The organism is Dactylosporangium darangshiense (assembly GCF_039537565.1).
Taxonomy (GTDB): domain Bacteria; phylum Actinomycetota; class Actinomycetes; order Mycobacteriales; family Micromonosporaceae; genus Dactylosporangium; species Dactylosporangium darangshiense.
In genome coordinates this window covers 38,177-56,004 of record NZ_BAABAT010000005.1, presented here as the reverse complement: position 1 = coordinate 56,004, position 17,828 = coordinate 38,177, and the positions used below count along the sequence as shown (strand labels likewise).

Genomic DNA, 17,828 nt, shown 5'->3' with positions numbered 1-17,828 from the left:
GTTCTCTGCATGCACGACGTCATCTCGCCGGTCACCGAGCAGGTCGTCGCGACGGTTCCGTCGCTCGGCCGGGAGGAGACCGACGCCGCGATCGAACGCGCCCACGCCGCGTTCGCCACGTGGCGCGCGGTCGCGCCGGGCGACCGGGCGCGGCTGCTGCGCCGCTTCGCCGCCGTGGTCGACGAGCACAACGAGGAGCTCGCGCAGCTCGAGGTGCGCAACGCCGGCCACACCATCGGCAACGCCCGCTGGGAGGCCGGCAACGTCCGCGACGTGCTGAACTACTACGCCGGCGCGCCCGAGCGGCTCAGCGGCCGCCAGATCCCCGTCCCCGGCGGGCTCGACGTCACCTTCTACGAGCCGCTCGGCGTCGTCGGGGTCATCGTGCCCTGGAACTTCCCGATGCCCATCGCCGGCTGGGGCTTCGCGCCCGCACTGGCCGCCGGCAACACCGTCGTGCTCAAGCCGGCCGAGCTCACCCCGCTGACCGCGATCCGGCTCGGCGAGCTGGCCCTGGAGGCCGGCCTGCCGGAGGGAGTCTTCACGGTACTGCCGGGGAAGGGCTCGATCGTCGGCGAGCGCTTCGTCACGCATCCGCTCGTGCGCAAGGTCTGCTTCACCGGCTCCACCGAGGTCGGCAAGCGCATCATGGCCGGCTGCGCCGAGCAGGTGAAGCGGGTGACCCTGGAGCTCGGTGGCAAGAGCGCCAACATCGTCTTCGCCGACGCCGACCTGGACAAGGCCGCCGCCTCCGCGCCCGGCTCCGTCTTCGACAACGCCGGGCAGGACTGCTGCGCGCGGTCGCGGCTGCTGGTGCAGGCCAGCGTCTACGACGAGTTCATGGCCCGCCTGGAGGGCGCGGTCGCGGCGTTCCGCTGCGAGGACCCGGCCCTGGAGACCGCGCAGATGGGCCCGCTCATCTCCCCGGGCCAGCTCGCCTCCGTGCGCTCCTACGTCGACGACGCCGCCGTCGCCTTCCGCGGCAGCGCGCCCGACGGCGCCGGCTACTGGATGGCGCCCACCGTGCTCACCGCCGAGAGCGCGCGGGACCGGCACTGGCGCGAGGAGATCTTCGGCCCCGTGCTGTCCGTGCTGCGCTTCGACGACGAGGACGAGGCGATCCGGCTGGCCAACGACACCGAGTACGGCCTGTCGGGCTCGATCTGGACCCGCGACCTCGGCCGCGGCATCCGCGTCGCGCGCGGCGTCGAGTCGGGCAACCTCAGCGTCAACTCGCACTCCTCGGTGCGCTACTGGACCCCGTTCGGCGGGGTCAAGCAGAGCGGCCTCGGCCGCGAGCTCGGCCCGGACGCGCTCGCCGCGTTCTGCGAAGTCAAGAACGTCTACTTCAGCACGGAGGTATAGGTGCAGGCACGACTGCAGGACCGCGTCGCGGTCATCACCGGGGCCGGCAGCGGCATCGGCCTCGCGACCGCGCGCCGCTTCGCGTCCGAGGGCGCGAAGGTCGTCGCGGTCGACCTCAACGAGGACGCCGGCAAGGCGGCCGCCGACGAGGTGGGCGGCGAGTTCGTCGCCGCCGACGTGTCCGACGAGGCCGCGGTCAAGGCGCTCTTCGACGGCGTCGCCGAGCGCTACGGCCGCCTCGACATCGCCTTCAACAACGCCGGCATCTCCCCGCCCGACGACGACTCCATCCTCGACACCGGCGTCGAGGCGTGGGAGCGCGTGCTGAAGGTCAACAGCACCAGCGTGTACTTCTGCTGCAAGTACGCCATCCCGCACATGCTCGCCCAGGGCAAGGGCTCGATCATCAACACCGCGAGCTTCGTGGCCCTTCTGGGCGCGGCGACCTCGCAGATCGCCTACACCGCCTCCAAGGGCGCCGTGCTGTCGATGACCCGCGAGCTCGGCGTGCAGTTCGCCCGCCAGGGCGTGCGCGTCAACGCGCTGTGCCCCGGCCCGATCGCCACTCCGCTGCTCATGGAGCTCTTCGCCAAGGACCCGGAGCGCGCCCAGCGCCGCCTGGTGCACGTGCCGATGGGCCGCTTCGGCACGCCCGAGGAGATCGCGGGCGCGGTGGCGTTCCTGGCCAGCGACGACGCGTCATTCATCACCGCCTCGACGTTCCTGGTCGACGGCGGCATCACCGGGGCCTACGTGACCCCGCTGTGACCCGCCCCCTGGTCGGCATCACCGCGTACGCCGAGCCCGCGCGCTGGGGCGTGTGGGACACCCGCGCGGTGCTGATCCCCGAGGCGTACGTGCGGATGGTCCGCGAGGCCGGCGCGCGCCCGCTGGTGCTGCCGCCCGACGACGTCGGCGGCGCCGCGGACGCGGCCGGGCTCGTCGCCCGCCTCGACGGCCTCGTGCTGGCCGGCGGGGCCGACGTCGACCCGGCCCGCTACCACGAGGCGGACGTGCACCCGACCACGCGGACCCGGCCGGACCGCGACGCCGGCGAGCTGGCGGTGCTGGCAGCGGCGCTCGAGGCGGACCTGCCCGTGCTCGGGGTGTGCCGCGGCATGCAGCTGCTCACCGTCGCCTACGGCGGCACGCTCGTGCAGCACCTGCCGGACCTGCTCGGCCACGAGGGGCACCAGCCGGCGCCCGGGGTGTACGGCGCCCATGCGGCCCGCTTCGCGCCCGGCTCCCGGGCCGCGGCCGTGTTCGGGCCGGCCGCCGAGGTCAACTCCTACCACCACCAGGCCATCGAGAAGCCCGGCGCCCTGACGGTGACCGGCTGGGCCGACGACGACGTCGTGGAGGCGGTCGAGGACCCCACCAGGCGCTTCGTCCTCGGGGTGCAGTGGCATCCGGAGGAGATGGGCGATGTGCGCCCCTTCGCCGCGCTGGTGGCGGCGGCCTGAACTAGGTTCGGGGTATGCGGATCGGGTTCGGGCTGCCGGTGTCGGGCACGTGGGCGACGCCGGGGCCGCTGGGACGGATTGCGGCGGCGGCGGAGCACAACGGGTACGACTCCCTCTGGAGCTTCCAGCGCCTGCTGGTCGGCGCGGACCAGCAGCTCGAGCCCGTGTATCGGGGCGTGCTCGACCCGCTCGTCGCGCTCGGCTACGCCGCCGCGCGCACCGGGACGATCCGCCTCGGCGTCGCCGTGGTCAACCTGCCCTTCGTCTCGCCGGCGCACCTGGCCAAGCAGGCCGCCACGCTCGACGTGCTCAGCGGCGGGCGCTTCGACCTGGGCCTGGGCACCGGCTGGTCGGAGGCCGAGTTCGCCGCCACCGGCGCGCAGGGCGACCGGCGGGCCGCCCGGACGCGCGAGTACGTCGCCGCGCTGCGCACCCTGTGGCGCGACGAGGTCAGCGAGTTCGACGGGGAGTTCTACCAGGTCCCGCCCAGCCGCATGGCGCCCCGCCCTGTGCAGCCCGGCGGCGTGCCGATCCTGCTCGGCGGCTCCGTGCCCGCGGCGCTGCGCCGCGCCGGTGAGATCGCCGACGGCTGGGTGAGCCGCAGCGCGCACGATCTGTCAACCATCGGACAGGAGATCGAGCTCGTGCGCGCGGGTGCGGAGAAGGCCGGCCGGGACCCGGACACCGTGCGCATCGTGTGCCGCGGCGTGCTGAACCGGCCCGAGCGGGACCTGCTCAACGGTTCGTGGGAGAAGATCCGCGAGGACGTCGCGTGGCTGGGCACCCAGGGCGTCACCGAGATCTTCTACGACCTCAACTGGGACCCGCGCATCGCCGGACCGGACGTCGACCCGGCCGAGGCGGAGGAGCGCGCGATGGACGTCCTGCACAACCTCACCCCGAGGGGGCTAAGTTGAGGTCATGTCGCGACCGGTCATCGGCCTGACCACGTACGCCGAGGAAACCCGCTTCGGCCTCAACGACACGTTCTCCGCGGTCCTGCCGCTGTCCTACGTGCACGCCGTGCACAGCTCGGGCGGCCGCGCGGTCCTCGTCACGCCCGACGACCCCGACATCGACGTGCTCGAGGGCCTCGACGGCATCATGTTCACCGGCGGCTCCGACGTGAACCCCGACCTCTACGGCGAGCCGCCGCACGCGACCACGAAGGTCAAGCCGGAGCGCGACGCCGCCGAGCTGCTGCTGATGCGCGCCGCCCTCGCCGCCGACCTGCCGCTGTTCGGCATCTGCCGCGGCATGCAGCTCATGTGCGTGGCCTACGGCGGGCGCCTGCATCAGCACCTGCCCGACGTCCTGGGCCACCACAACCACCGCCCGGTCAGCGGCCCGAAGTTCGGCGAGCACCCGGTGCGCCTGTCGCGCGGCTCCCGCGCGGCGTCGATCCTCGGCGACGCGGTGATCGTCAACTCGTTCCACCATCAGGGTTGCGCGGACCCCGGCCGCCTCGCGCCGACGGGCTGGTGCCCGGAGGACAACCTGATCGAGGTCGTCGAGGACCCGTCGAAGACCTTCGTGGTCGGCGTCCAGTGGCACCCGGAGGACACCACGGACTTCCGCCTGTTCGCCGCCTTCGTCGAGGCCGCGCGCGCCCACCGGAACCATGTAGCTACACGCCCATAACCTCTGTTACCCTCGTGCTTCGTGAGGACAGCCGACATGTTCATCCGCTTTCCCGAGGCGATGCCGCCGGCCGCCGGCTGGTCGCTGGACGACGTCCTGTCGATCGACTCCAGTGAGGGACTGCGGCTCGAGTTGCATGAGGGGACAATTGTCGTGACGCCGCCGCCGAGCGCGGGCCACCAGGAAGTAGACGGACGCTTGATCGTCTACTTCCACCGCCTGGGGCGAGTGGTCTATTCCGGCATCGGGATCGCCATTGACGAGCACAACTTCCGTATTCCCGACCTCGTCGTGCTGCGTCCGGGCCGTTCTGTCGTTGCCGAGGAGCACAAGCATCCCGCCGACGTCGTCGACATCGCCGTTGAGATCGTGTCGCCGACGTCGCGCGACCAGGATCGGATCATCAAGCCGAAGGTCTACGCCGGGGTCGGCATTCCGCAGTACTGGCGGGTCGAGCCGGGGCCGGAGGGTTACGTCGTGTTCATGCACGAGCTGCGCGACGGGGCCTACGTGCACACCCGCGAGGTGCCACTCCGGCAACTGACCGCTTGACCGTCAGGAGGCCGCCTCGTCGGGGCTGCGGTGCTCGATGCGCAGGTCGGGGGCGGTCTCGCGGTAGTCCTCGCGGTCGTCGGAGTCCTGCAGTACCGCCTCGGCCTGTGCCTGCGGGTCGTCGCTGCCGGCCGCGCGCTCCTCGGGCAGCAGGTGGGCTCGGTCGCGGATGCGTTCCTCGTCGATCATGCAGGGGTGGTTACCCGGACCGCCCCGGGTTGATGCGCGTTAGGCTTCTGGCCATGAAGGTTCGTGCACCGCTTGCTCCCGGCACGCAGACGCCCTGGCGCCAGGTCCCCGCCAACATCGCGCGGCCCGAGTACGTCGGCAAGCGCGCCCCGGCCAAGCATCGCGGGTCCGATGTGCAGCCGCCCGAGATCATCGAGCGGATGCGGGTCGCCGGGAAACTCGCGGCGCAGGCGACGGTGCTGGCCGGCGAGCACGCGCAGCCGGGCGTGACCACCGACGAGGTCGACCGCGTCGTGCACGAGTTCCTGTGCGACAACGGGGCCTACCCTTCGACCCTGGGCTACAAGGCCTTCCCGAAGTCCTGCTGCACCTCGCTCAACGAGGTCATCTGCCACGGCATCCCCGACTCGACGGTCATCGAGGACGGCGACATCCTCAACGTCGACGTGACGGCGTTCATCGGCGGCGTGCACGGCGACACCAACCAGACCTTCTGCGTCGGCGACGTCGCCGAGGAGGACCGGCTGCTCGTCGAGCGCACCCGCGAGGCCATGATGCGCGGCATCCGCGCCGTCGCGCCCGGGCGCCAGCTCAACGCGATCGGGCGGGTCATCGAGGCCTACGCGAAGCGCTTCCAGTACGGCGTCGTGCGCGACTTCACCGGGCACGGCATCAACGAGGTCTTCCACACCGGGCTCTACGTGCCGCACTACGACAACCCGTCGCTCAGCACGATCATGGAGCCCGGGATGACGTTCACCATCGAGCCGATGATCACGCTGGGCACCCACGAGTACGACATCTGGAAGGACGGCTGGACCGTCGTCACCAAGGACCGCAAGTGGACGGCGCAGTTCGAGCACACGATCCTTGTGACCGAGGACGGTTACGAGATCCTGACCCTGCCGTGATCGGGCCGCAGTGGGCTGCCGCCTTCGGCCGGCGCCGCGCCGTCGCAGAGGCGGGCGCCATGAGCCACCCGGCGGCCGACGATGCGCATCACCACGCGGACGTCTCCGGCGGCTGGCTGCGGGCGGCCGTGTTCGGGGCGATGGACGGGCTCGTGACGAACATCGCGCTGATCGCCGGCGTCGGCGGTGGCGGCGCGGCCGCGCACGAGATCGTGCTGACCGGCACGGCGGGGCTCGTGGCCGGCGCGATCTCGATGGGGCTGGGGGAGTTCACCAGCGTCCGGGCGCAGAACGAGCAGGTCGCGGCCGAAGTCCTCAAGGAGCGTCAGGAGCTTTTGCGGTACCCCGAAGCCGAGGCCGCCGAGCTCGCCCGCATCTGGCAGGAGCGCGGCGTGCCCGCGGACCTGGCGCTGGAGGTCGCCACCATCCTGGGGCGCAACCCCGAGGCGGCCGTGCGTGTCCACGCGCAGGAGGAGCTGGGCGTCGACCCGACCGACGTGCCGTCGCCGTGGACGGCGGCGGGCTCGTCGTTCGCCTGCTTCTCGGTCGGGGCGCTGGTCCCGCTGCTGCCGTTCCTGCTGGGCTCGGCGTCGCTGCCGCTGGCCCTCGGCGCGGGCGGTGCAGGGCTGTTCGTGGCGGGCGTGCTGGTCGCCCGGTTCACCCGGCGCGCCTGGTGGCGTTCCGGGACCCGGCAGCTGCTGCTGGGTGCGGCGGCGGCCGGGGCTACCTATGTCATCGGGCATCTCATCGGCGTGGTGGCCTGACGTCGTCGTCGGGCCTTTGCTGTCCTCGGTCGTGGCCTGATCCGTCTCGGGGGCGCCGGTATGTCCCCGAGACGGCAGGCTCACGAGACGGCGTACTCGTTAACGACGCGGCTGCATCGTCGGACCGGCCCACGCGGTGCGGCGCATGTCGGGTCCTCCTCTCGTCTAGACGCTCGTGGCGTGATGCAACGATCGTCGCGGAGCGGACAGCCCGATGGGGTGATCCGGCGTTGCTGTGGCACGCTTTCGGGAGTATCGCCCGCTCGCCCGGTCTCGACCGATTCGTCCCAGCCGCAGCGGGCCGGACGGCGCGCTACTCCGGTTTGCCGGGGAACGCCGGCACGAGCGGCGTCGTGCCGGCCGCCTTGCGGAAGCCGACGCCTCGCGTCGTGCAGTCGACGAGCGCGTCGAGCACGATCTTGCGTACGTCGCCGTCGGTGGCCGGCAGCGCGAGGCGCCACTGTGCCGCGCAGCGGTCCTCCAGCAGCGCCGCCAGCTTCAGCGCGGAGGCGCGGTCCGAGACGGCGAACGGCAGCCGGTAGCTGGCGGCGGTCGGCGGCGGGGTCACCCCGGCACCGGCGAGCCGCACGATCAGCGCGTCGCGGCGCGTGCGGTGCGCGTTGTCGGCGGCGTGTGCCAGGGACAGCGACGCGGAGTCGAGCTTCGGGCCGAGCACCCCGTAGCCGTAGATGGCCGCGTGCTCGGCCTGCAGCGCGGCGACGAGGCGTTCGTCGGCGGGGGTCACTTCAGCACCTCCTGGTGGCCGGCGCGGCAGGCGGCGATCGAGCCCAGCAGTGCGGCGCGGTACGACGGCGCGGCCAGGCACGCCGCCTCTGCCTCCGCGCGGGCGCTCTTCTCCCGCTCGGCGAGGTCGGACAGGGCCGCGGACTGCTCGGTCGGCAAGGCCTGCGAGGGCGCGTCGGACGGGTCGGCCGAGCCGCTGGCGGCCGGGAAGGGCCCGTTCTCGGGCACGCCGATCTCCCGCGCCAGCGCCACGACGTGCTGCGCGTGGTCGTCCTTGAGCGGCCCGAGCCGGTCCTGCAGAGCCGGGAACGCGGTGAGGACCTCCGCGTAACGGTCGCGCAGCCCGACCGTGCGATGCAGCATCGGCAGCAGTACGTCGGGAGGCGGCGCCGGCTCCTGAGCCTTCTTGTCGCCGAAGAGGTCGCAGCCCGCCACCGAGCCGGCCGAGACCGTGACGGCGGCGGCGAGCAGAGCGCGTCGGCGGATCAGCACTGGCCTAGCTAACACCATGCGAGCGGTTTGCGCGGCACCCGGCCCGTCGTCGCGCGCCCGGGCGGCCCGGCTCCCGGCCGCCCCGATGCTCCTCGCCTCCTGCCGCCGGCGTGCGCTGACGCGCCTGGACGCGCGCCCGGTCGCAGGGGCCGATAGGGCGGCGTGGGGGCCTGGGGGAGCGGAGATGCTGGGGGAATGAGCCCGGGCGCGGGGGCGCTCGGGGGCGCGGCGGGGTGGCGTTCGGAGCGCCGCTGGGGCGATGCGCGGCACGTCGCGTTACGCTCTGCACGAGCCGCCCGCGCGCAGAGACGCAGGCGGCGTTAAGGCGTGCGCCCGTGCGGGTGCCAGAAGGAGGGGTGTCGATCAATGGCGCAGCAGCATCGACAGCGCCTCCAGGCCGTGGTCGAGCCGGTCGTCACGGCCGGCGGGTACGACCTCGAGGATCTCACCGTCACCCGGGTCGGGCGGCGGCATCTGCTGCGTATCGCGGTCGACAGCGACTCCGGCGTGGATCTCGACGCCGTCGCCGAACTCTCCCGGGGCATCTCCGCGGCGCTGGACGAGGCGGAGGCGACCGGCGACGAGCTGATCGCGGGGGAGTACGAGCTGGAGGTCGGATCGCCGGGCGTCGACCGGCCGCTGACCCTGCCGCGGCACTGGCGGCGCAACCGCGCCCGGCTGGTGAAGGTGAAGGCCGCCGGCAGCGAGGTGACCGGGCGGGTGGTTGCGGCCGACGACGCGGGCGTGACGCTCGACGTCGACGGTGAGCGGCGCACCCACGCCTACGCCGAGCTCGGCCCCGGCCGGGTCCAGGTGGAGCTCAAGCGCCTCGCCGAGCTGCCGGACCCGGATGATGAAGACTTCGATGACGAAGACGACGAGGAAGGGGAGGACGGGGAGTGAACATCGACCTTGCAGCCCTCCGCGCACTGGAGCGCGAGCGCGAGATCCCGTTCGAGACCATCCTCGCGGCGATCGAGACGGCACTGCTGACGGCGTACCGGCACACCGAGGGAGCCAACCCGCACGCGCGGGTCGAGATCGACCGGCGCACCGGCGCCGCGTCCGTGCTCGCGCAGGACCTGGACGAGGACGGCGTCATCGTGCGCGAGTACGACGACACGCCCCACGACTTCGGGCGCATCGCGGCGATGACCGCCAAGCAGGTCATCCTGCAGCGGCTGCGGGAGGCCACCGACGAGGCGCACTTCGGCGAGTACGTCGGGCGCGACGGCGACCTGGTCACCGGCGTGATCCAGGCGCACGAGGCGCGCACGGAGAAGGGCATCGTCACCATCGACCTCGGCAAGATCGAGGGCATGCTGCCCGCGGCCGAGCAGGTGCCGGGCGAGCGCTACGAGCACGGCCAGCGGATCAAGGCGATCGTCGTGCATGTGGCCAAGGGCTTCCGCGGTCCGCAGGTCACGCTGTCGCGCTCGCACCCCAACCTCGTGAAGCGCCTGTTCGCGCTCGAGGTGCCGGAGATTGCGGACGGTACCGTGGAAATCGCCGCGATCGCCCGAGAGGCCGGTCACCGGACCAAGATCGCGGTGCGCTCGACGGTCGCCGGGGTGAACGCCAAGGGGGCGTGCATCGGCCCCATGGGCCAGCGCGTGCGGGCGGTCATGAGCGAGCTGCACGGCGAGAAGATCGACATTATCGACTGGTCGGACGATCCGGCGCAGTTTGTCGGAAATGCCCTTTCTCCCGCAAAAGCGCTCAGCGTCGAGGTCGTCGACGCGGCCAACCGGGCCGCCCGGGTGACCGTCCCGGACTTCCAGCTTTCCCTGGCCATCGGCAGAGAGGGCCAGAACGCGCGCCTCGCTGCACGGCTCACGGGATGGAGGATCGATATCAAACCGGACAACGCTCCGGACGGCAACGTCGATCACGTCACCGGACCGGGCGCGGCGCGCGCCGAAAGTGCAGGGTAGACTTCTTGACGGTACGTCGCACGCCCCCGGCTGGCATGCCTGCGATTCCGGCTGCGCCGGTTCGCACCTGTATTGGATGCCGGAAGCGTGCGTCATCCTCCGAGTTGCTGCGATTTGTCGCGATCGAGTGCGGCCCTGGCCAGTTCAGGGCTGTTCCCGATCCGGCTCGCAGACGGCCGGGTCGGGGCGCGCACCTGCATCCTGATTCGGCTTGCCTCGCGCTAGCGGAGCGCAGGCGCGCTTTCGGGCGGGCACTGCGTCTGACCGGGGTCCTCGACACCGGTCCGCTGGCCGAAGCCGTCGCCTCGGCGACGGTGACGGAGCCGGAGCATACGCAGTGACCGGAACCGCCGGTGGTGGGAGCGCGAAGCCCCACCCGGAATACGCAAGGTAGGACGACGGACATGAGCACACGATGAAGTCCCTGAGATGACCAGGCTTCAAGTGCACGAGTGAGGTCGGAGCGGAACTTGCCGCCCGGCCTCGAGGTGAGGAGTGTAGTGGCAGGCAAGGCCCGCGTACACGAGCTGGCGAAAGAGCTCGGGGTCGAAAGCAAGACCGTACTGGCGAAGCTGCAGGAGCTTGGCGAGTACGTGAAGTCCGCATCCAGCACGGTTGAGGCGCCCGTGGCGCGTCGGCTGCGTGCGAGCTTCGAAAACGGTGGAGGATCCGCCCCAGCGCCCTCCGCGCCTCCTGCGCCGGCAACGTCGGCACCGTCGGCCCCTGTGCCGTCGGCCCCGCGCCCGACGCCGTCCCCGGCAGTCAAGCCCTTTGCGCCTCCGAAGCGGCCTCAGCCGCCGGCGGGTGGCGGACAGAGCGGATCCGGAGGCGGAGGCGGCCGTGGCCCTGTGCCCGGTCCGCCGCGCCCGACCCCACCAGCGGCTCGCCCGACGAGCGCGCACGACATCGAGGTGGCGGCCGCTGAGCAGCGTGCCGCCGCGCTGAAGGCTGAGCAGGAAGCGGCGATGAAGGCCGCCCAGCAGGCCCGTCAGCGCGAGAACACCCGGCGCGACACGCCGCAGCCGCCCAGCGGCGGTGGCACCGCGCCGTCCCCAGGCCCGCGTCCGGGCCCGGCGCCCGGCCCGTCCGGCGGTGGCGCGCCGAGCTCCGGCGCTCCGCGTCCGGGTCAGGGCCCGCGTCCCGGCGGCGCCCGTCCGCCGGCGCGTTCGCCGGGCAACAACCCGTTCGGCGTCTCCGGCGGCGCGTCTCCGCGCCCGCCGTCGCCGGGCAACATTCCACGGCCCAACCCGTCCGCGATGCCCCCGCGGCCCAACCCGGCCTCGATGGGCGGCCCTCGGCCGAACCCGTCGCAGATGCCGAGCCAGCGGCCCGGTCGTCCGGGCGGTGGCCCGGGCACTGACCGTCCCGGTCGTCCCGGTGGCGGCGGTGGCGGCGGCTTCCGCGGCCCCGGTGGCGGCGGCGGCGCCGGTCGTCCCGGCGGTCCCGGTGGCGGCGGTGGAGGCGGTGGCTTCCGCGGCGGTCCCGGTGGCGGCGGTGGCGGTGGCGGCGGCTTCCGGCCCGGTGGCGGCGGTGGCGGCGGTGGCTTCCGCGGCGGTCCCGGTGGCGGTGGCGGCGGCGCGCCCGGTGCGGGCGTCGGCGGTGCCGGTCGTCCGGGTGGCGGCGGTGCTGGTGGCCGCGGTCGTGGCGGCGGTGCCGCGGGTGCCTTCGGGCGTCCGGGTGGCCGGCCGACCCGTGGCCGCAAGTCGAAGAAGCAGCGCAGACAGGAGTTCGACAACCTCTCCGCGCCCACCATGGGCTCGGGCGCCCCGCGCGGGCAGGGTCAGGCGATCCGCCTGCCGCAGGGTGCGTCGCTGTCGGACTTCGCCGACCGGATCAACGCCAACCCGGGCTCGCTCGTCCAGGAGATGTTCAACCTGGGCGAGATGGTGACGGCCACTCAGTCGTGCACCAACGAGACCCTGCAGCTGCTCGGTGAGCACCTCGGCTTCGACGTGCAGATCGTCAGCCCCGAGGACGAGGACCGCGAGCTGCTGGCCCGCTTCGACATCGACCTCGACGCCGAGGTCGACGAGGAGCGTCTGGTCATCCGGCCGCCGGTCGTGACCGTCATGGGTCACGTCGACCACGGCAAGACGAAGCTGCTCGACGCGATCCGCCAGACGAACGTCGCGGCGGGCGAGGCCGGCGGCATCACCCAGCACATCGGCGCCTACCAGGTCCACGTAGAGCACGACGACGAGGACCGCGCGATCACCTTCATCGACACCCCGGGTCACGAGGCGTTCACCGCCATGCGTGCCCGCGGTGCCCAGGCCACGGACATCGTGGTCCTGGTGGTCGCGGCCGACGACGGCGTGATGCCTCAGACGATCGAGGCGCTCAACCACGCCCAGGCGGCCGAGGTGCCGATCGTGGTCGCGGTGAACAAGATCGACAAGCCCGAGGCCAACCCGGCCAAGGTGCGGCAGGAGCTGACGCAGTACGGGCTCGTCGCCGAGGAGTACGGCGGCGAGACCATGTTCGTCGACATCTCGGCGAAGAGCCGGATCAACATCGACGGACTGCTCGAGGCGGTCCTGCTCACCGCGGACGCCGCGCTCGACCTGCGCGCGCCCGTCGACGGCCCGGCTCAGGGCATCGCGATCGAGTCGCACCTCGACCGCGGCCGCGGCCCCGTCGCCACCGTCCTGGTGGAGAAGGGCACGCTCAACGTCGGCGACTCGATCGTCGCCGGTCGCGCCTACGGACGCGTCCGCGCGATGCTCGACGAGAACGGCAAGCCCGTGCCGCACGCAGGTCCGGCCCGTCCGGTCCTCGTGCTCGGCCTGACCTCGGTGCCCGGCGCCGGCGACACGTTCCTCGCCGCCGACGACGACCGCACCGCGCGCCAGATCGCCGAGCAGCGGCAGGCTCGCCGCCGCGCGGCCGAGATGGCGGCGCGCACCGGCCGGGTCACCCTGGAGAACCTGTTCGACCAGCTCAAGCAGGGCGAGAAGACCACGCTCAACCTCATCCTCAAGGGTGACGGCTCGGGTTCGGTCGAGGCGCTCGAGGACGCGCTGGTCAAGATCGTGGTCTCCGACGAGGTCCAGCTGCGGATCATCCACCGCGGTGTCGGTGCGGTCACGCAGGACGACGTCAACCTGGCCAGCGCCTCCGACGCGATCATCATCGGGTTCAACGTGCGGGCCGAGGGCCGCACGCGCGACCTGGCCGACCGCGAGGGCGTGGAGATTCGGTACTACACCGTCATCTACCAGGCCATCGAGGACATCGAGTCGTCGCTCAAGGGCCTGCTCAAGCCGGTCTACGAGGAGGTCGAGCTCGGCCAGGCGGAGATCCGCGAGGTCTTCCGTTCGTCGCGCTTCGGCAACATCGCGGGCTGCATCGTCCGCACCGGCCTGATCCGGCGCAACAGCAAGGCGCGCCTGATCCGCGACGGTGCGGTGGTGGCCGACAACCTGTCGATCGCCGGCCTGCGCCGCTTCAAGGACGACGCCACCGAGGTCCGCGAGGGCTTCGAGTGCGGTATCACGCTCGGCACGTACAACGACATCCAGGTCGGTGACGTGGTCGAGACGTGGGAGCTGCGCGAGAAGCCGCGTACGTGACGCGGTTGGCATAGCCCGGAAGGGGCCGTGGACGTGATGTCCACGGCCCCTTCGCCGTTCGCTCTGGGCGATGGCGTTTGGCATGTCGGCGGGTCGACGGCGGGCGTTCGGCAGGCGTAACCTCGGTCACGTTATGGACCTGTCCTGGTGGTCGATCGAGGTCCGCGACGGTCAGCAGCCGGCGCGGCTATGGCGCGACGCGCACAGCGCCGCACTCATCGAGTCCGCGGTGACCCACAGGGCCCGCGACTGGGCCTGGCGCTCCGAGGACTTCGGCGTCGTCTTCGAGATCGGCTTCGCCGACACCGAGGACTGGCACCGTTTCCGGCAGTTGCCCGCGGTCGTCGCCGCCCTTGACGCGGTGGCCCCCGACTCTCTCTACGTCTACCGCGGTCGCGGCGGCAGTGCCGGCGCGGTCGAGCCCCGCCGCCGTGGCCCCCTGCCCGCCGCGGGCGCCGCGGCCCTGCCCGTCGACCCGGACCCGGTCATCGTGGCGCACCTCGGCGGCCTGCCGATGGACCCCGACCCGTACGTAGTCGGCCGCCCGGGCCTGCTCGTCGCCTGACCCGGCACGGCAGACCCGGACCCGTACGTAGTCGGCCGCCCGGGCCTGCTCGTCGCCTGACCCGGCACGGCTCGCGCTTGGAGCCGTCGCACGCCCCGTTTCGCGCCCAACGTTGCGTTTCCTTCGCTGCTTCGCCGCCACTCGTGCCGGTCTAGGCCATTTGGCTCCCTATTCCGGATATTTACGGAATGTCGCCTAGCAAGGCGGCATGAGAGGTCTGCGACGACGGGTGGTAGAGGTGGGTTGTGGTCGACCCGAAATATCGGAAGGCGGGAAACGGGGGCGGGGGATAGGATCTTGCGCCGTGTATACCGGAACCGCGGTCTTCGACCTTCTCCTGCCCGGTGACTCGCGTTCGCTCAAGGCCAAGCGGTCATACGTGCGGCCCCTGATCGCGTACCTGCGCAAGTTCGAGGTCTCCGTCGCCGAGGTCGGAGCCCTCGACCTGACCGGCCGGGCCGAGGTCGGCATCGCCGTCGTCGCCGCGGAGGCCGGGCATGTGCGCGAGGTGCTCGACACGTGCGAGCGTGCCGTCGCCGGGCGGCCCGAGTTCGAGCTGTTGTCCGTGCGCCGTCGGTTGCACGGCGACGACGACGAGTAATCCTGGCTTCTCAACGCGACCCCACGGGCGGGGCGCGGGTACTGTCAAGGCGTTGGTCAGATGTTCCGGTCCCCGGGCGGCCGCGAGGCCACCGGCGGGCCGTTTGGCTGCGGAGGTGTTCGAGATGACGGATCCGGCGAAGGTGCGACGGCACGCTGAGCGCGTGCGCGAACTGGTCGCATCGGTGGTACGGACGCAGATCAAGGACCCGCGGCTCGGCATGATCACGATCACCGACGCGCGGATCACCGCCGATTTGCGCGAGGCGACCGTCTTCTACACGGTGCTCGGCGACGCGGCGGCCCAGGCGGGCACCGCGGCCGCGCTGGAGAGCGCGAACGGACTGCTGCGCTCGACCGTCGGCAAGGCCCTGGGCCTGCGGCACTCCCCGAGCCTCGCGTTCGTGCACGACGACGTGTCCGAGCACGCCAAGCACATCGACGAGCTGCTGGCCAGCGCCCGCACCGCCGACGCAGAGGTCCAGCGCCTCGCGGCCGGGGCGCACTACGCGGGCGATCCGCAGCCCTACAAGCTGGACGACGAAACCGACGGCGACGTTGACGACCTGGGAGCCGACGGGGCCGACGACGGTGTCGTCGTCGGCCAGGACCGGCGGTGACCGGGCTCGCGCCCGGCAACGTACCGGGCGCGGGCCCCGAACTCGACATGGCGCCGTTGCTTTCGCCGTCCGATCATCCGATGGCCCCGGTTGCGAGTGAACACGCAACCGGGTCGGCCCCCGTCGCGCTGCAGGAGAGCGCCGCGGAGCCGAGGCCCGGCGCACAGGAGTGGGAAGCGGCCGTCCGGGCGCTGCGCGGGCTGCCCGACGGCGCCCGCGTGCTGCTCGCGTGCCACGTCAACCCGGACGGGGACGCCCTGGGCAGCATGCTCGGCGTCGGGCTCGGGCTGCGGCGCATCGCGGGCGAGCTGCGCATCGGGCACCTGGCGGCGACGTTCCCCGGGCCGATGCGGCTGCCCGCGCCGTTCGACGCGCTGCCGGGCGCCGAGCTGCTCGTCGCCGAGGCGGACGCCGACCCGGCGCCGGACGCGATGCTCGTCTTCGACGTGGCGAGCATCGAGCGGCTCGGCGGGCTCGCCGACCGCCTCCGCGCCGCGCCGGTCGGCATCGTCCTGGACCACCACGCGTCCAACCCCGGGTTCGGGGCCATCAACCTCGTCGACCCGGCCGCGGCCGCGACGTCGGTGTTGTCGGATGGGTTGTTGCGGCGTCTTGGCGTACCCCTGGATGAAAACATCGCCGAGTGCCTCTATGTGGCACTGGCCACCGACACCGGCTCCTTCAAGTTCGCCTCCACCACCCCGGCTGTGCACGAGCTCGCGGCCCGGCTGATCGCGACCGGCATCCCCGTGGGCGAGATCTCCCGCCGGCTGTTCGACACACGGCCGATCGGCGCCGTGCGGCTCTTCGGCGTCGCGCTGGCCCGCACCGTGCTGGAGCGCGAGGGCGCGGGCGGGCTGGGCCTCGCGTGGACGTACCTGACGCTGGACGACCTGGCCGCCTACGAGCAGCCCCCGTCCGCGGTCGAGGCCCTCATCGACACGGTGCGCTGCGTGGCCGAGGCCGACATCGCGTGCGTCGTCAAGCCGGTGCGCGCGGGGGAGTGGTCCGTCTCACTGCGCAGCAAGGGCGGCGTCGACGTGAGCGCGGTCGCCGTGGCGCTCGGGGGCGGTGGGCACCGGTTCGCGGCGGGCTTCAGCGCCACCGGCACCGTGTCTGACGTCATGGGCCGCATCCGGGCGCTGCTGCCGGCCTGACCTGCAGGCGCCTCCAGGCGCCGCAAACCGCGGCCTCGCGCTGCTGGCAATCCGACTGGCGGGCGTCTCCGGGCGCTGTACAGGCCGCGCTCTGGCGCGGCTGACGGCCTGACTTGGGGGCGTCTCCGGGCGCCCTACAGGCCGCTCTCTGGCGCGGCTGGCGGCCTGACTGGCGGGGAGCCCCTGGGCGCGGCAAAGGCCGCGCCCTCGCGCTGCTGGCGGCCCTGCGTCGCGGGCGCCTCCGGGCGCCACAACCGCGTCCTCGCGCTGGCGCCGGCCTGGCCTCCGGGCTGCACAAGAAATAGCCCCTCGCGTAGATCAGGGTTAACTCCGGGGGAATATCGGGGCGATAACGGCTGGCACGGGGGCATCCAATGCGGTGACAATCGATAAATGGACCGACCCGAGCTAGTTGCGGAGGTCGACCGGGCCTGGGCCCGGCCGGTTGTGCTCACACCCGTGTTCGCCCTGATCTCGCTCGTGGGCGGCGCCCTGCCGTCCTTCAGCCTCCGCGCCAACCTATTGGTGCTCGGCGCAGGCGGGGCCTTGTTCTGGCTCGGCATGTCATCCGCGCTCCCGCGCCGCCCCGCCCCCGCACGCCTGCCGCGCCGCGCAGCCTGGTGGCTGCTGCCGCTGCTGCTCTTCGGCGTGGTCGAGGGCGCGACGTTCCTCAACGGCTCGTATGCGTACCCGACGCTGTCCCGCCTCGCCGACCCGATCCTGGAGCATTATTGGGCCCGCGCGGCCGGGTACTTCGGCTGGCTCTGGGCCTTCTGGGCCATGGTGCGCCGATGACCGCCGGCCAGCTGCTCGTCGCCTCGTCGTTCACGGTCGCGATCGCGCTCTTCGCGGGCGTCGAGATCGTCTCGCGCCGGGAGGGCTCGCGGGTGCCGAGCCTGGGCGACGTGTGCGGCGTCGTGATGCGCTACCGCGTCGGGCCGCTGCCGGTCGGGCGGATCGCGATGTTCGGGTTCTGGTGGTGGCTCGGCTGGCACTTCCTGGCCCGCTGAACCGCACCTTGCTCATTCCGCGCCCGCGCCTCCCGCGCCTCCACGCGCCCGAATGCCCGCGCCTCCGCGCCCGCCCCGCGCCTCCGCACGCCCGCGCCTCCGCGCCTCCACGCGCCCGAGTGCCCGCGCCTCCGCGCCCGCCCCGCGCCTCCGCGCGCCCGCGCCCCTCGCGCCCGTGTGTCCGGGGCCCGCGCCCCGAGTGTCCAGGCGCCTCCGCGCGGCCGCAGTTGGGCGTGGCCGCGCCCGTGG

Annotated in this window: 21 protein-coding genes; 18 read left to right on the top strand and 3 right to left on the bottom strand. The window is 72.7% G+C overall.

The genetic code is table 11. The features are described from left to right. Positions 1-9 precede the first annotated feature (9 nt). From ABD901_RS12595 to ABD901_RS12570, 6 genes are read left to right on the top strand one after another with little or no spacing between them, the layout of a single operon-like run. A complete protein-coding gene (locus ABD901_RS12595) occupies positions 10-1,365 on the top strand; it encodes an aldehyde dehydrogenase family protein (RefSeq protein WP_345124732.1) in 1,356 nt (451 codons plus the stop codon). Next, positions 1,366-2,133, top strand: a complete 768-nt coding sequence (locus ABD901_RS12590) for a 3-oxoacyl-ACP reductase (protein WP_345124730.1) — start codon at positions 1,366-1,368, stop codon at positions 2,131-2,133. Further along, entirely contained in the window at positions 2,130-2,828 is a 699-nt protein-coding gene (locus ABD901_RS12585) for a gamma-glutamyl-gamma-aminobutyrate hydrolase family protein (RefSeq protein ID WP_345124728.1), read from the top strand. Before ABD901_RS12590 ends, ABD901_RS12585 begins: the two co-directional genes overlap by 4 nt. Before the next feature lie 14 nt (positions 2,829-2,842). Beyond that, positions 2,843-3,745, top strand: coding sequence for a TIGR03619 family F420-dependent LLM class oxidoreductase (locus ABD901_RS12580; protein ID WP_345124726.1), 903 nt, complete (start codon positions 2,843-2,845; stop codon positions 3,743-3,745). Between the two features lie 4 nt (positions 3,746-3,749). Then, the gene (locus ABD901_RS12575; RefSeq protein ID WP_345124725.1) at positions 3,750-4,469 is read left to right on the top strand and encodes a gamma-glutamyl-gamma-aminobutyrate hydrolase family protein; all 720 of its coding nucleotides are present in this window, start codon (positions 3,750-3,752) and stop codon (positions 4,467-4,469) included. A gap of 21 nt (positions 4,470-4,490) precedes the next feature. Beyond that, positions 4,491-5,021, top strand: coding sequence for a Uma2 family endonuclease (locus ABD901_RS12570; RefSeq protein ID WP_345124723.1), 531 nt, complete (start codon positions 4,491-4,493; stop codon positions 5,019-5,021). Positions 5,022-5,024: 3 nt separating this feature from the next. Here the strand turns inward: ABD901_RS12570 and ABD901_RS12565 are convergent, their stop codons facing one another. Then, a complete protein-coding gene (locus ABD901_RS12565) occupies positions 5,025-5,210 on the bottom strand; it encodes a hypothetical protein (protein WP_345124721.1) in 186 nt (61 codons plus the stop codon). Between the two features lie 53 nt (positions 5,211-5,263). Here ABD901_RS12565 and map point away from each other — a divergent pair, with 53 nt between their 5' ends. Then, on the top strand, positions 5,264-6,121 hold the full coding sequence (map, locus tag ABD901_RS12560; protein WP_345124719.1) for a type I methionyl aminopeptidase: 858 nt from the start codon (positions 5,264-5,266) through the stop codon (positions 6,119-6,121). A gap of 59 nt (positions 6,122-6,180) precedes the next feature. Continuing rightward, positions 6,181-6,885: a VIT1/CCC1 transporter family protein gene (locus tag ABD901_RS12555; RefSeq protein ID WP_345125538.1), complete on the top strand. Its 705-nt coding sequence runs from the start codon at positions 6,181-6,183 to the stop codon at positions 6,883-6,885. A gap of 313 nt (positions 6,886-7,198) precedes the next feature. Here ABD901_RS12555 and ABD901_RS12550 read toward each other — a convergent pair whose 3' ends face one another. Both ABD901_RS12550 and ABD901_RS12545 read right to left on the bottom strand, forming a co-directional pair. Next, on the bottom strand, positions 7,199-7,630 hold the full coding sequence (locus tag ABD901_RS12550; protein ID WP_345124717.1) for a ferritin-like domain-containing protein: 432 nt from the start codon (positions 7,628-7,630) through the stop codon (positions 7,199-7,201). Next, a complete protein-coding gene (locus ABD901_RS12545; RefSeq protein ID WP_345124714.1) occupies positions 7,627-8,121 on the bottom strand; it encodes a hypothetical protein in 495 nt (164 codons plus the stop codon). Before ABD901_RS12545 ends, ABD901_RS12550 begins: the two co-directional genes overlap by 4 nt. Positions 8,122-8,487: 366 nt before the next feature. Here ABD901_RS12545 and rimP point away from each other — a divergent pair, with 366 nt between their 5' ends. The 10 genes from rimP to ABD901_RS12495 all read left to right on the top strand — a co-directional run bounded on the left by rimP (position 8,488) and on the right by ABD901_RS12495 (position 17,579). Beyond that, positions 8,488-9,024 carry a ribosome maturation factor RimP gene (gene rimP, locus ABD901_RS12540; RefSeq protein WP_345124711.1) on the top strand — a complete coding sequence of 179 codons (537 nt, stop codon included), beginning with the start codon at positions 8,488-8,490 and terminating at the stop codon, positions 9,022-9,024. Then, a complete protein-coding gene (nusA, locus tag ABD901_RS12535; protein ID WP_345124708.1) occupies positions 9,021-10,055 on the top strand; it encodes a transcription termination factor NusA in 1,035 nt (344 codons plus the stop codon). Before rimP ends, nusA begins: the two co-directional genes overlap by 4 nt. Then, entirely contained in the window at positions 9,962-10,396 is a 435-nt protein-coding gene (locus ABD901_RS12530) for a YlxR family protein (protein ID WP_345124705.1), read from the top strand. The genes nusA and ABD901_RS12530 overlap by 94 nt, the downstream gene beginning before the upstream one ends. Before the next feature lie 159 nt (positions 10,397-10,555). Then, complete coding sequence (infB, locus tag ABD901_RS12525; RefSeq protein ID WP_345125533.1) at positions 10,556-13,627, top strand: translation initiation factor IF-2; 3,072 nt, start codon at positions 10,556-10,558, stop codon at positions 13,625-13,627. 133 nt (positions 13,628-13,760) lie between these two features. Continuing rightward, positions 13,761-14,192 carry a hypothetical protein gene (locus ABD901_RS12520; RefSeq protein ID WP_345124703.1) on the top strand — a complete coding sequence of 144 codons (432 nt, stop codon included), beginning with the start codon at positions 13,761-13,763 and terminating at the stop codon, positions 14,190-14,192. A gap of 304 nt (positions 14,193-14,496) precedes the next feature. Beyond that, positions 14,497-14,793, top strand: a complete 297-nt coding sequence (locus ABD901_RS12515; protein WP_345124701.1) for a DUF503 domain-containing protein — start codon at positions 14,497-14,499, stop codon at positions 14,791-14,793. A gap of 124 nt (positions 14,794-14,917) precedes the next feature. Then, positions 14,918-15,412, top strand: a complete 495-nt coding sequence (rbfA, locus tag ABD901_RS12510; RefSeq protein WP_345124698.1) for a 30S ribosome-binding factor RbfA — start codon at positions 14,918-14,920, stop codon at positions 15,410-15,412. Between the two features lie 80 nt (positions 15,413-15,492). After that, positions 15,493-16,569 carry a DHH family phosphoesterase gene (locus ABD901_RS12505; RefSeq protein WP_345124696.1) on the top strand — a complete coding sequence of 359 codons (1,077 nt, stop codon included), beginning with the start codon at positions 15,493-15,495 and terminating at the stop codon, positions 16,567-16,569. Positions 16,570-16,962: 393 nt separating this feature from the next. After that, positions 16,963-17,364, top strand: coding sequence for a hypothetical protein (locus tag ABD901_RS12500; protein ID WP_345124694.1), 402 nt, complete (start codon positions 16,963-16,965; stop codon positions 17,362-17,364). Next, positions 17,361-17,579, top strand: coding sequence for a DUF6186 family protein (locus ABD901_RS12495; protein WP_345124692.1), 219 nt, complete (start codon positions 17,361-17,363; stop codon positions 17,577-17,579). Before ABD901_RS12500 ends, ABD901_RS12495 begins: the two co-directional genes overlap by 4 nt. The last annotated feature ends 249 nt before the right edge of the window (positions 17,580-17,828 follow it).

Bases quoted from the DNA above. Each gene is read 5' to 3' on its own strand.
- ABD901_RS12595 (WP_345124732.1), top strand. From the start codon at position 10: ATGCACGACGTCATCTCGCCGGTCACCGAGCAGGTCGTCGCGACGGTT.
- ABD901_RS12580 (WP_345124726.1), top strand. From the start codon at position 2,843: ATGCGGATCGGGTTCGGGCTGCCGGTGTCGGGCACGTGGGCGACGCCG.
- ABD901_RS12575 (WP_345124725.1), top strand. From the start codon at position 3,750: ATGTCGCGACCGGTCATCGGCCTGACCACGTACGCCGAGGAAACCCGC.
- ABD901_RS12565 (WP_345124721.1), bottom strand. From the start codon at position 5,210: ATGATCGACGAGGAACGCATCCGCGACCGAGCCCACCTGCTGCCCGAG.
- map (WP_345124719.1), top strand. From the start codon at position 5,264: ATGAAGGTTCGTGCACCGCTTGCTCCCGGCACGCAGACGCCCTGGCGC.
- ABD901_RS12555 (WP_345125538.1), top strand. From the start codon at position 6,181: ATGAGCCACCCGGCGGCCGACGATGCGCATCACCACGCGGACGTCTCC.
- rimP (WP_345124711.1), top strand. From the start codon at position 8,488: ATGGCGCAGCAGCATCGACAGCGCCTCCAGGCCGTGGTCGAGCCGGTC.
- ABD901_RS12530 (WP_345124705.1), top strand. From the start codon at position 9,962: ATGGAGGATCGATATCAAACCGGACAACGCTCCGGACGGCAACGTCGA.
- ABD901_RS12520 (WP_345124703.1), top strand. From the start codon at position 13,761: ATGGACCTGTCCTGGTGGTCGATCGAGGTCCGCGACGGTCAGCAGCCG.
- rbfA (WP_345124698.1), top strand. From the start codon at position 14,918: ATGACGGATCCGGCGAAGGTGCGACGGCACGCTGAGCGCGTGCGCGAA.
- ABD901_RS12505 (WP_345124696.1), top strand. From the start codon at position 15,493: ATGGCCCCGGTTGCGAGTGAACACGCAACCGGGTCGGCCCCCGTCGCG.
- ABD901_RS12500 (WP_345124694.1), top strand. From the start codon at position 16,963: ATGGACCGACCCGAGCTAGTTGCGGAGGTCGACCGGGCCTGGGCCCGG.
- ABD901_RS12495 (WP_345124692.1), top strand. From the start codon at position 17,361: ATGACCGCCGGCCAGCTGCTCGTCGCCTCGTCGTTCACGGTCGCGATC.